At 50.1% G+C, this 12193-nt stretch carries 13 protein-coding genes, 1 pseudogene and 2 riboswitches; of the genes and pseudogenes, 6 read left to right on the plus strand and 8 right to left on the minus strand.

Annotation, left to right across the window (positions count from 1 at the left end; translation table 11 throughout):
• Positions 1-64 precede the first annotated feature (64 nt).
• A pseudogene (locus GVY42_RS09205) lies at positions 65-480 on the plus strand (GNAT family N-acetyltransferase).
• 14 nt (positions 481-494) lie between these two features.
• Here the strand turns inward: GVY42_RS09205 and GVY42_RS09210 are convergent.
• The 5 genes from GVY42_RS09210 to mtnK are packed head-to-tail and all read right to left on the minus strand — an operon-like array spanning position 495 to position 6125.
• Positions 495-1496, minus strand: a complete 1002-nt coding sequence (locus tag GVY42_RS09210) for an ABC transporter permease (protein WP_012727477.1) — start codon at positions 1494-1496, stop codon at positions 495-497.
• Position 1497: 1 nt separating this feature from the next.
• Positions 1498-2871, minus strand: a complete 1374-nt coding sequence (locus tag GVY42_RS09215; protein ID WP_159563036.1) for a sugar ABC transporter ATP-binding protein — start codon at positions 2869-2871, stop codon at positions 1498-1500.
• Complete coding sequence (locus GVY42_RS09220; RefSeq protein ID WP_159563037.1) at positions 2871-3950, minus strand: sugar ABC transporter substrate-binding protein; 1080 nt, start codon at positions 3948-3950, stop codon at positions 2871-2873. Before GVY42_RS09220 ends, GVY42_RS09215 begins: the two co-directional genes overlap by 1 nt.
• Positions 3943-4977, minus strand: coding sequence for an S-methyl-5-thioribose-1-phosphate isomerase (gene mtnA / locus GVY42_RS09225; RefSeq protein WP_159563038.1), 1035 nt, complete (start codon positions 4975-4977; stop codon positions 3943-3945). The genes GVY42_RS09220 and mtnA overlap by 8 nt, the downstream gene beginning before the upstream one ends.
• Positions 4974-6125 carry an S-methyl-5-thioribose kinase gene (gene mtnK, locus GVY42_RS09230; RefSeq protein WP_159563039.1) on the minus strand — a complete coding sequence of 384 codons (1152 nt, stop codon included), beginning with the start codon at positions 6123-6125 and terminating at the stop codon, positions 4974-4976. Before mtnK ends, mtnA begins: the two co-directional genes overlap by 4 nt.
• An 82-nt stretch (positions 6126-6207) precedes the next feature.
• Positions 6208-6310, minus strand: a riboswitch (SAM riboswitch).
• Positions 6311-6515: 205 nt separating this feature from the next.
• Positions 6516-6617, plus strand: a riboswitch (SAM riboswitch).
• A gap of 72 nt (positions 6618-6689) precedes the next feature.
• Here mtnK and GVY42_RS09235 point away from each other — a divergent pair.
• The 4 genes from GVY42_RS09235 to GVY42_RS09250 are packed head-to-tail and all read left to right on the plus strand — an operon-like array spanning position 6690 to position 9652.
• A complete protein-coding gene (locus tag GVY42_RS09235; RefSeq protein WP_159563040.1) occupies positions 6690-7844 on the plus strand; it encodes a 2,3-diketo-5-methylthiopentyl-1-phosphate enolase in 1155 nt (384 codons plus the stop codon).
• Positions 7841-8491, plus strand: coding sequence for a 2-hydroxy-3-keto-5-methylthiopentenyl-1-phosphate phosphatase (locus GVY42_RS09240; RefSeq protein WP_159563041.1), 651 nt, complete (start codon positions 7841-7843; stop codon positions 8489-8491). The genes GVY42_RS09235 and GVY42_RS09240 overlap by 4 nt, the downstream gene beginning before the upstream one ends.
• Positions 8488-9105, plus strand: coding sequence for a methylthioribulose 1-phosphate dehydratase (locus GVY42_RS09245; RefSeq protein ID WP_159563042.1), 618 nt, complete (start codon positions 8488-8490; stop codon positions 9103-9105). Before GVY42_RS09240 ends, GVY42_RS09245 begins: the two co-directional genes overlap by 4 nt.
• A gap of 13 nt (positions 9106-9118) precedes the next feature.
• Positions 9119-9652, plus strand: coding sequence for a cupin domain-containing protein (locus GVY42_RS09250; RefSeq protein WP_159563043.1), 534 nt, complete (start codon positions 9119-9121; stop codon positions 9650-9652).
• Positions 9653-9688: 36 nt separating this feature from the next.
• Here the strand turns inward: GVY42_RS09250 and GVY42_RS09255 are convergent, their stop codons facing one another.
• Complete coding sequence (locus GVY42_RS09255) at positions 9689-10519, minus strand: TerC family protein (RefSeq protein WP_012727486.1); 831 nt, start codon at positions 10517-10519, stop codon at positions 9689-9691.
• 254 nt (positions 10520-10773) lie between these two features.
• On the opposite strand from GVY42_RS09255, the gene folE2 reads away from it, so the two are divergent.
• Positions 10774-11685 carry a GTP cyclohydrolase FolE2 gene (gene folE2 / locus GVY42_RS09260; RefSeq protein ID WP_012727487.1) on the plus strand — a complete coding sequence of 304 codons (912 nt, stop codon included), beginning with the start codon at positions 10774-10776 and terminating at the stop codon, positions 11683-11685.
• A 40-nt stretch (positions 11686-11725) separates the two neighbouring features.
• Here folE2 and GVY42_RS16485 read toward each other — a convergent pair whose 3' ends face one another.
• Together GVY42_RS16485 and GVY42_RS09265 are read right to left on the minus strand one after the other, a co-directional pair.
• On the minus strand, positions 11726-11890 hold the full coding sequence (locus tag GVY42_RS16485; RefSeq protein WP_012727488.1) for a hypothetical protein: 165 nt from the start codon (positions 11888-11890) through the stop codon (positions 11726-11728).
• A complete protein-coding gene (locus GVY42_RS09265) occupies positions 11890-12189 on the minus strand; it encodes a rhodanese-like domain-containing protein (RefSeq protein ID WP_041917952.1) in 300 nt (99 codons plus the stop codon). The genes GVY42_RS16485 and GVY42_RS09265 overlap by 1 nt, the downstream gene beginning before the upstream one ends.
• Positions 12190-12193: the final 4 nt, after the last annotated feature.

Consider the following 12193-nt stretch of genomic DNA (forward strand, 5'->3'; position numbering starts at 1 on the left):
CCTTTATTTTCATGATACGATTTGAGTGTAGCACGACCACTTCCATCAGAGACGAGGAATTTCAATGAATTATACGTTTCAACCACTCACCCAAGAGCAAGCCGAACGTATCGCCTTTGAGTGGCGCTATGAAGGCGACTACGCGTTTTACAATATGGACGCCGACGAGGAAGACCTCGCCTCATTTTTAGATGCAGATGAACGGGGCGACACGACGTTCGCCGTCCTTGAAACGAATGAGATGATCGGCTTTGTCACGTTACAATTCGAATCACCAGGAACTGTTACCATCGGTCTTGGCATGCGACATATGGGACTTGCAATGTGTGTCTTACTGTCGCCACGTTCAACAAGCGAGCGATCCGTTTATATGAATCGCTCGGTTTCACCTCACAGGAAATATTTATGCAGGAGACGAACGGTGGAGTGTATCCTTTTCTTTCGATGACACATGAACACAGCAAAACCCCGAACAACTGATGTCCGGGGTTTCGTTATGTCCGCTGCTTCTTTTGAATATATGAGAGACCGAGCGCTCCGATGAGAATCGTCCCTTTGACGATGTCTTGCGCATAATACGGGACATCCCACATCGTCAGTCCGTTTAGAAGAATCCCAATCAAAATAGCTCCAATCAATGTTCCGATGACGTTCGGACGCCCTGTTCCGAAGACAGCATAACCAATGTAAGCAGCCGCGACGGCATCCATCAAGAGGGGTGCCCCAGCCGAGACCTGACCAGTCCCAATCCGAGATGCAAGAATGATCCCACCGATGGCCGCAAACAACCCACTGAGCACGTAGGCATAAAGTTTAATGCGATTCACGGCAATCCCAGAACGACGGGCCGCTTCGGCGTTCGATCCGACGTAATAAAACTCACGCCCAGTCCGCGTATAAGTCAAGAACAGATGCGCTCCGATAAAGAATACCAGCATGAGTAGGGCGACGAACGGAATCGGACCGATTGTCCCTTGACCGATGAATAGAAACGACGGGATGAAACGTCCTGGCGCCGTCCCCCCTTCAATCGGCATGTTGTCATAAATCGAGAATCCTTTCGTATACGTCAATTGAATCCCGTTAATGACGTACATGATGGCGAGTGTCGCTAGTAAATCCGGCAACCGAAACTTGATTGTGACGAGCGCATTTAACAGCCCGACGAGAATCCCGAGTGCAAGTGGGATCAGCAGAGCGACGAGTAGTTCTTGCCGATGAAGGACGAGGCTTGCTGCCGCCCCGATTGTCGCAAGACTCGCCGTCGATCCGACTGATAAGTCAAATCCTCCTACGATGAGCGAGAATGTGACGCCAAGGGCAAGTAACGACACGATTGAAACCGATTTGATGATGTCACTAAAATTTGCATACGTCAGAAATTGATCGTTCGTCACGGTAAAGACCGCAATCAAACCAAGGATTGCGAGTAACGTCCCATACTGACCGATATGACCGCTGATTCGTTTTCGTTCCTTGACCACCAATTGTGCCATCTTACACGCCTCCTTTCTCTACAATTTGTCCACGGTCGAGCCAAACGATTCGATTGGCGACCCGTTCGAGTTCATGTCGCTCACTTGACGTGAACAATACGGTCTTCCCTTGTTTCGCGAGTGCAATGACGCGTTCATACACGTCTTGTTTCGCTGCGATATCGATTCCTTTTGTCGGTTCGTCGAGCAGATAGATGTCTCGGTCATCGAGCAACCATTTGCTGAAGACGACCTTCTGCTGATTTCCGCCACTCAGCTCACTTACCGGTTGTTTCACGTTCGCATAGCGGACACGAAGCGATTTCAATACGTCCGAGACATCATCGGTCTTTCCTGCGACAGCAATCACGTTCCGTTCAATCGTCTCGTCTAAAAATAATCCATGACGACGTCTCTCCTCTGGAACGAGTGCAAATCCTAAACGTACGGCGTCTGCCGGTTCTTTGATCACGTGCTCTTTCCCCTCGATTGTGATGGATTGACGAATCCCAGAAAGACCGAACAATGCTTCCATCAGTTCCGTCTTCCCACTTCCCGTCAATCCACCAATCCCGAGCACTTCCCCGCGATACGCTTCAATCGAAATGTCAGATTGGAAGAGTGGAAGGGGCAACTGCGCAGACAAGAAAATCTCATTTTCAGGCACTGCCTTTTCTAACACTGCATCAAATGTCGTCCCACTCAAAAATGTCTGCACCGCTTCCGAGGAGAGCGATTGGTACGGTCCATCGTACACAACACGTCCGTCTCGAAGAAACGTAGAGGTCGACGTGACCCGTGTGAGCTCGTTTGAACGATGCGTGACCAATACAATTCCGACTCCTTCTGTCGCAAGCTTCTGTAACAATTCCAGTAAGGCGTCGGCCTCCGTTTCCGATAAGGCAGCGGTCGGTTCGTCGAGGAGTAAATACTTGGCATCGCTCTCGAGTGCTCGGGCGATGAGAAGGCGCTGCTTCACGCTGAGCGGGTATTGACCGGCTGGAATCGTTGGATCGACCTCTAAACCGACTCGGGACAACACGCGTTGCGCTCGCTCTTTCAAACGTTGCGGGCGAATCCATTTCACCGTCTGCCATGGAAGGACATTCTCATACACAGGCAAGTCCAAATAGAGCGCATCATCGACTTCTTGCGATACCGTGATGATGCCATGACGAATCGCTTCCGCTGGTGTGAGCCAGATTGGTTTTCCATCAATGGACAATTCGCCGGACGTCGGTTCGACCGTTCCGTTTAGCAGTTTGATGAGGGTACTCTTACCGGCCCCGTTCAGACCGAGGAGACCATGAATGTCTCCAGGCTTCAAACTGAATGACAGTTGATCAAGCACCGTGACGTCACCGTACTGTTTCGTGATTCGTTCCAAGTGAATCATCAGTCCGTCTCCTTCATCCAATCCGACCATGCCGCATTTGATTCGCCCCAACCCGGAACGTACTGTCCAAGGTCATCCATCGTGACAGCCTCGTCCGGCAAGACATCACGATCCACTAGATATGGGTCGACCGAATGAATTGAAGGCGTTTCGTCCCCGACTACTTTTTGATAAGCGTAACGGACTTGAATGCGACCGATTTCGGCTGGATCTGTGGCAGCTGTCACTTTCCACGGACTTCCCTCTTCTTGCATAAGTTGTAAATCTTCGTCACTCAAATCAATTCCATAGACGGCAATCTCGTCACGTCCTGCCTGTTTGATGGCACGGCTCGCCCCTTTTGCGAACTCATCCCACATCGCAAACACCGCATCAATTTCGCCTTCCGGGTACTTCTTCAAAATCGCCTCCATCTGGCTTTGCGTATCGAGCGCCGTGTTGTTCGTCGCCGAACCGAACTTTGCGACTTCCTGGATGCCGGGATAGCGTTTTAAGAACGCGTCATAAATCGTATGTCGACGTTCCATCGGGGTGAATCCACCGACCCAAATCGTGACGATGTTCCCTTCCCCGTCCAAATCTTCCGCGAGTGCTTTTAGCGAGCGCCATGCTAGTGAATAATCATCTTGGTCGATGACCGTCACGCCTTCGTTCGTCAAATCGTTATCGAATGCAACGACTTTGATGCCTTTGTCGAGCGCCCGTTGAACCGGTTCTTTCAAGGCATCGGCACGTCCGTGGTCAATCAAGATCACATCGACTCCTTGCGTCGTCGCCGTATCGACATAACTCGCCATTTTCGACAAATCATTTTCGGCATTATACACTTTCACGTTGCCACCGAACGCTTCGACTTGCTCGGTCACCCCTTCGATATACTGCGAAGAGAACGTCCCGATCGACATCTGCATAACGAGGGCGACTTCTAGATTTTTCGGAAGCGTCTCATTTGAGACGTTGACGGTTTTCGCTTCCGTTTTACTTGTTGTCGTAGTCGTTTTCGGTTGAGCCTGTTCGTTCGTGCATCCGGCAAGTGCCAGGATGACGGTCAACAGGAAGAAGATGATTTTTTTAGACATATGTGTTTCCTCCTACATGTTCTACAATGACCGACTCAGTCGGTTCGAGCACACCTGTCTCTGTAATTAGACCGGTAATCAGTTCGGGTGGTGTCACATCAAACGCCGGATTGAAGACGGTGATGCCGACGAGTGCCGTCGGATGTCCCCCGATATGGGTCACTTCATGCGCGTCCCGTTCTTCGATTTGAATCGTGTCATCTGCCTCTAAATCGAATGTCGAATGCGGAGCAGCCACATAGAATGGGATGCCGTAATGCTTCGCCAAAATCGCAAGCTGAAGTGTTCCGATTTTATTCGCTGTATGACCGGTACGGGTGATGCGGTCCGCCCCGACGATGATAGCATCGATTTGTTTCGTCTGGATGGTCCAGGCCGCCATGTTATCTGTAATCAGTGTGACATCGATATCTGCCCGGTCGAGCTCCCATACGGTCAGTCGTGCTCCTTGAAGCAGCGGTCGCGTTTCGGACGCGAACACCCGAAACGGGATGCCACGCTCTTTCCCGACATAGAACGGCGCGAGCGCGGTACCGTATCGTGACGTCGCGATGGCACCGGCGTTACAAATCGTCAATACGTTGCCACCAGCGGGTAACACGGTGAGCGCATGTTCCCCAATCGTGCGATACGTAGCCACGTCTTGTTCAAAGATTTCAATCGCACGCTGCTTGATTGCTTTTGCAATCTGTTCAAAGTCCTCCCCCACATTCAATCGAAGGAGTGATTCGATGACATGCTGTAAGTTGACCGCGGTCGGTCTTGTCGCAATCAACCGTTGACCGACTTGATTCAATTGGAGATGAAAATATGGATTGTCTTGCAGACGTGACGCTTCTTTCGCAAGGACAAACGCTCCGAAATAAGCGATGGCCGGTGCACCGCGAACTTGAAGCGACTTGATTGCCTTCTCGGCCTGTTCGAGCGTCAACACTTCGACATAGCGCTCTTCTTGCGGCAACAGCGTCTGATCTAAAATCGTCAACACTTCCGTGTCGGCATCGAAATGAATACTTTGCACACTCATACGCGCACCTCCGACAAGACTGGAATCAATTGATCGATGGATTGAATTTGATGGCGCTGTTTGATGAGACGCGTACCGAGCTCTAAGGCGTGGCGTTTCCGTTCGATGCGAAGGTCGTCTGGTAATGTCTCTAAGTCGGCGACTCCAGCCAGACCGACAGTCCGCCGAATCAATTCGCAGCCTGCGTAGCCGATGGCGTCACTCAAAATGGATGGCAACAGTTCGTCCACGAATCCTACTGTGTTGAACGGCTCTGCGGCCTGTGTAAAGCGGGTACGGAACGTTTTCTCGAACGTCTCCCAGACGGTGAGTACTTCGGTGAAGCGTTCGAATCGTTTCAACGGATGCGCATACGTTGAGAACACCAGATGAGCAATGATTTGACCAATGTCAAAGCCGAACGGACCGTAAAACGCAAATTCGGGATCGATGATTTTTGTTTCTTGACGGGTCGCAAAAATGCTTCCTGTATGTAAATCCCCGTGCAGTAGCGCTTCGTGCTTCGTCACGAACCCAACCTTCAATTTGGTCACTTCAATTTTCAAAGCGAGGTCTGACCAGAGTTGCTCCACATCCGGACGAAGGACTGGCTCGATTTGATTCGATTCTGCGTCGCGATACGGGTCGGTGAAGATCAGTTTCTCCGTGATATCGCATAGTTCTGGATTGTAATACTCTTTTTCGATTTGTTTCTTCACGAGTGGTCCGTTCGCGTAGTCAGACGTCGCAAACAACGTTTCCCCGAGGAACGTACCGACGTGGCGGGCTAAGTTCGGGTAGCTCTCTCCTTTTAGGAAGCCGGTGCGGACGATTTCGAACGATGATAAATCTTCTAAAATCGTATAGGCGAGTTCACGGTCACTCCCGAGGACACTCGGGACGAACTGAGGCACGACTTTTGAAAATTCACGAAGAGCCAGCTGTTCAATCCAAGACCGATCAAGCGTGAGCGGCCAGCTCTCCCCCACGACTTTTGCATACGGTAACGCTTGTTTCACAATCAATGACGTCTCTCCTTGACGAATGCGAAAGACGAGATTTAAATTTCCATCCCCGATCTCCTCGCATTCTGCAATCCCCTCTTCTAGTAACCCTAACTGTCGAACGTGGTCGACGACACTCTGTTCTGTAAACGCCTCATAAGCCATGATGGTTTTCCCCTTTCTTGGATCTATGCATGAAAAAAGCCCCTTTCTCCGCGAGAAAGAGGCACACCCAAATTGGTTGTTCCTCTCATCTTTCAGACATGTGTCTGGTGGATGTAGCACCGTGCCAAATGGTCGGTTGCTGCGGCGTCTTAGGGCCAATTCCCTCTGCCAACTCGCGATAAGAGTAAATGATGTAATTGTGTTTGACGTGTTGAGACGAATATTACGGACTAGGCATGCTAGTTGTCAATCCTCTATTTTCAGTCGCCCACTTATTTTCGACACGCATATATAGAAACATTATTTTTAAACTTTTTTTCTCAAAAAAAGGAATTGACGAGTGAGCGATTCTATGTAAAAATTCAATTAAATTTCACAACTTCACAACTATTCTTATCAAGAGCAGACGGAGGGACAAGCCCGATGATGTCGCAGCAACCGACCAGAAATGGCACGGTGCTAATTCTTGCAGCTAACGCTGAGAGATAAGAGTTCATTGTTTTTTTGAATGACCTCTTGCCTTGGCATGAGGTCATTTTTTGTTTGACCTGAAAGGAGGAACTTATGGGAATCATCGCTACTTATGAAATCAAACATACCGATCACGTCGAGCGTGTAGCTGAGAAAATCGCACATGAGCTGACCGTCGGGACATGGACCGAGTTGAACCATCTCGAACAATATCAACTGCAAGCGTTCCGAGGTGAGGTCATCGCCACGTCCCAACAAGAAACGACAAGTCGCTTCTCGATTCGCTACCCGCTACATAACGTGACACCGGACTTTTCGTCCATTCTGACGACGACATTCGGTAAGCTCTCCCTCGACCCAGGCGTTCAACTTGTCGACCTCTCGCTTCCAGAGGAACTCGCACCGGACTTTCCGGGTGCCGCATTCGGAGTTGAAGGGGTCCGGGACATCCTTCGTGTACACGACCGCCCGCTCGCGATGAGCATCTTCAAAGGCGTCATCGGACGAGACCTTGATTTTTTGGCGACACAACTCCGGGACCAGTTCGCAGGCGGCATCGACCTCGTCAAAGACGATGAAATTCTATATGACAATCCGCTCACCCCGTCGCTCGAACGGGCACGGATCGGGGCATCGGTCATCCGGGAGCATAAAGAAACGACCGGTCGCTCCGTTCTATACGCCGTCACGTTGAGCGGACCCGTTTTCACCTTACTCGACCAGGCGAAGCGATTGATGGAGGCAGGCGCGACCGCACTCTTATTCAACGTATATACGTATGGGCTCGACGCATTGCGCGAGCTCGCTAAAGATCCTGAGATTCATGTCCCGATTTTGGCACATCCCGCTTTTGCCGGAGCGTTGACCGGATCGGTTCGTCATTCCCTACTGTTCGGGAAACTGATTCGCTTGGCCGGGGCAGACTTGACACTCTTCCCGTCGCCATACGGTTCACTGTCGACACCGAAAGACGAGGCACAACAGATTCAGACGTACGCGACAGAACCTCATTGGACGAAACCGATTCTGACGGTCCCGTCTGCCGGTATCCATCCTGGACTCGTACCAGATTTGATTCGTGACTTCGGATCAGATGTCGTCATCAATGCGGGTGGTGGGATTCACGGACATCCAGACGGTGCGGCTGACGGAGCGAGAGCGTTCCGCCAAGCGATCGATCAAGCAATTGGTAAGACGAGCGAGACCGATGCGTTATCGACTGCTTTAGATGCGTGGGGTGCACGATGAGTACGCACGTCATCTGTGATTTCGACGGGACCATCACGGAAGAAGATAACATCATCGCATTGATGCGACGCTTCGCCCCACCTGAATGGGTCGAACTTAAAGATAGTGTGTTGAACCAAACGCTCTCCATTCGCGAAGGCGTCGGTCAGATGTTCAGCTTGCTCCCGAGTGAACAGGAATTGAAGTACCGTGAATTTCTTCAGTCGACCATAACGTTTCGACCAGGGTTTATCGAGTTTTTACAGGAGACACAGTCATGCGGCTTTCGATTTGATGTCGTCAGTGGCGGAATGGACTTTTTCGTCCATCCGATTCTAGAAGGTTACGTCGAACCGGAACACATCTACTGCAATCATGTTGATTTCTCTGGAGAGACGGCACACGTCACCTGGCCTCATACATGCGATGTCCATTGTTCGAACGATTGTGGATGCTGCAAGCCGACGATTGCCCGACAGATTGTCTCACCTACCGACACGTTGATTGTCATCGGGGACTCCGTCACCGACTTTGAAATCGCCAAACGTGCCGACGTCGTGTATGCACGGGGGCAATTGATTTCGCTATGTGAGGCGGAAGGAATTCGGCATATTCCGTTCGAGACATTCTACGATATTTCAGCTCATATGAAAGGAGTGAACGTATGACTGTGCAAGAACGGTGGGGAGAACTTGCCGACATTAAAGACGAGCTCGCCGCACGAGACTGGTTCCCCGGAACGAGCGGGAACCTGGCGATCCGCGTATCAGATGACCCATTGACATTCCTTGTGACGGCAAGCGGTCGTGATAAACGAAAGCGCACCGATGAAGATTTCGTCCTCGTTGATGCGACCGGTCAATTGATTGGAGAGCAGACAGGCAAACCGTCGGCTGAGACGTTGTTACATGTCGATATCTTCAACAATACGAACGCAACATGTTCGCTTCACGTGCATACGGTCGACAATAACGTCATCTCGGAACTGTATGCTGCAAAAGGTCATGTTACGTTCACAGGTCAAGAAATCATCAAAGCGCTCGGTTATTGGGAAGAGACGGCCAGTGTCCGGATCCCCATTATCGAGAACCACGCGGATATCCCGACGCTCGCTCGCGCTTTCGCCACACACGTCACAAGCGATGCAGGTGCCGTCCTCATTCGGAACCACGGAATCACCGTTTGGGGCGAGACGCCAGCTGCGGCAAAACGTTATTTAGAAGCATATGAATTTTTGTTCAGCTATTCATTAAAATTACGCGCCTTAGGCGTCCATTCATAAGGAGGAATTCAACATGGCAACGATTTATTTCCAACAAACAGAAGAACGCGTCAGCGAACAACAAGAGGTACGTGCCTTTTTAGAATCACGAGACATCCTTTACGAAGCATGGGACATCGCGAAGTTACCGGCTTCTCTTCAGGAAAATTACCAACTGACAGACGAAGACAAAGAAGCCATCTTGGCGACGTTCCGTGAGGAGATTCAAGATGTATCCGCACGACGTGGCTACAAGACGGCTGACGTCATCTCGCTATCCGATGCGACACCGAATTTAGATGAACTGCTCGTCAACTTCCAAAAAGAGCATCATCATACAGATGACGAGGTTCGTTTCATCGTCAGTGGTCACGGCATCTTTGCGATTGACGATGCAGAACGCGGATACTTCAATATCGAGCTCAATCCAGGTGATCTCATCTCCGTGCCGGTCAACACACGTCATTACTTCACGTTACAAGAAGACCGCCAAGTCGTCGCCGTTCGTATTTTCGTGACGACTGAAGGCTGGGTACCGATTTACGACAAAGAGAATGTAACTGCATAAGAAAAGGTCTCTCGCTTAAAAACGAGAGACCACTTTTTATTGTTTGACCGCTGTCGGTTTCGATGAGAACCAGCCCCATGTCGCAATCCCGACCATGACCGACCAGAAGAAAATCGTCCAAGCTGTCGAGTGGACGAACCCGTCTGGGAGTCCCATGAATTCGAACGGTGTTCCGGCAATCAATTCCTTGAAACCAGGGTGTTCAAGTACGAGCACCGTCAACTTGACCCCGACCCAACCGACGATGATGAAAGCTGCCGTTTCAAGTGTCGGACGCTGATGAAGCAACTTGACGAAAATCCGAGCTGCGAATCGCATCAAGACGACCCCGATGAGTCCACCCGTCAAGACGACGAAGAACTGACCCGAGTCAATCCCACCGATTTCACCTAGACCGAGTGGTGGCAAGCTGACCGCAAGCGCGACCGCTGCCAAGATTGAGTCGACGGCAAAAGCGATGTCCGCAAACTCGACTTTTGCGACAGTGAGCCAAAATTCTTTTTTCGATACCGGCTTCTCCGTGACAGCCGTCTCTTCCTTCGCCTCGGCCGCCAAATCTTGCTTCGGCTCCATCTTTCTCGCCTTATAGGTCATATACAGGTGTCGCGCACTCATCCCGATTAAGTAAAGCGCACCGAGTGCCTGAACTTGCCATACGTTGATCAAGAACGAGATCAAGAACAATGCGATAAATCGGAAAACAAATGCCCCGAGGAGTCCATAAAATAATGCCTTCTTCTGCTCTGTACGCGGCAAGTGCTTGACCATAACGGCCAAGACGAGCGCGTTGTCTGCAGATAACAAGCCTTCCAAACCGACGAGTACGACGACGATCCAGGCATACTGCAGGACTAACTGCCAATCCATAAAAACATCTCCTTTTTTCTTTCAATTCCTTCATATTTAATAGTGATCTATTTTTTAAGTTCACAGGACCATTTTATTCCCGTTCACAAAGTAAATCAATCCTCTTTCTTCAATATCTGAAGGATTTTTTTCCGATTGCATATTCAAAACATGTTATGAGAGCAAAATCATACCCGTTCAGCCATCATTTCGTGATAAAATCCTAACAAGAACGAGTGGTGCTTTAAACCGCTCGAAAAAAGGAGAATCCGATTATGTCTACAAGCCATGTCGCTTTACCTACTAAAGCAGAACGACATAAATTGTTCGGGTCGGTCCCACCGATTAAAGGAACAAAGCCGACCGAAAAAGAACAAATGGTCGATTTACAAAATACACCGAAAAACTTCTTGTTCGCCCTCGACAGTGTCGGCATCTCAAACGTGAAGCACCCCGTGAACGTCGAGACGCCAGAAGGGGTCCAGTCAACGGTCGCCACATTTGAATTAACGACATCGCTCGTACAAGACCGTAAAGGGATCAACATGTCTCGTTTGACAGAGCAGCTCGACGCGTACCATCAACAAGGGTGGACGGTATCAAACCGTTCGTTAATCGAGTTCGCGCAAGAGCTCGCCGAGCGTATGGAACAAACAGAAGGCCAATTGACAATCCGTTACCCATGGTTCTTCACGCGTAAAGCACCTGCGACAGGTCTTAGCGGTTTGATGAACGCGGACGTCATGCACCGTGTGACATATAACCTCGAAACGGGTGTTGCAAACGTGACAGTCGGTCTCGTCATCAACGTCACGACGCTTTGCCCATGCTCAAAAGAAATCAGTGAATACAGTGCCCATAACCAACGTGGGTACATCACGATCGAAGCCGGTCTTGATGAGACATCGATGGACGGATTCGACTGGCGTGCAGCACTTCTCGATGCAGCAGAGTCAAACGCCTCAGCACCACTCCACCCGGTCCTTAAACGTCCGGATGAAAAACGTGCGACTGAAATCGCGTACGAAAACCCACGTTTCGTCGAGGATATGGTCCGCTTGATCGCGGCTGACTTGTACGAGATGAAACAAGTTGTGAACTTCTTCGTCGAATGCCGTAACGAAGAGTCGATTCACCAACATGACGCGATTGCATCAATCACATTTGATAAACGCCAAGACGCATAAAAAATGCGGAACCTTTTTTATAAAAGAGGTTCCGCATTTTTTATAGACTTGTCACGAGTTCAATCGTCAATAGGATGATGATGAGCATCACCCACACTGCCCAGACGAGTCGCCACTTCTCCCAGTCAAATCGCTTCATCACCGCATAGACCGTCAGATAAAGTGCGATGAGAAGGGGTACGACGACCCAAGGATTCTCTAGCATCACGCCTCGATGTCGCCGTCCCAAGCGAGCATTCCGCCGTCGACATTGACGACTTTGTAGCCTTGCGACTCTAAGTAATCACACGCCGTTTGACTCCGTCCACCTGAACGACAAATCACGTGATAGACATTGTCTTGTGCCAACTTTTCTGTCACTTGTGGGAATTCTGATAATGGATAGAGTGGTACGTTCGGGATATGCCCTGCCTCATATTCATCTTGTTCGCGTACATCGATGATATGGAGAGATTCCCCGTTCTCTAACTTTTCTCTTAATTCTGTTGCATGAATGCTTTGCATACAT

The organism is Exiguobacterium sp. 8A, from assembly GCF_902506275.1.
In the GTDB taxonomy this organism is placed as follows: domain Bacteria; phylum Bacillota; class Bacilli; order Exiguobacteriales; family Exiguobacteriaceae; genus Exiguobacterium; species Exiguobacterium profundum.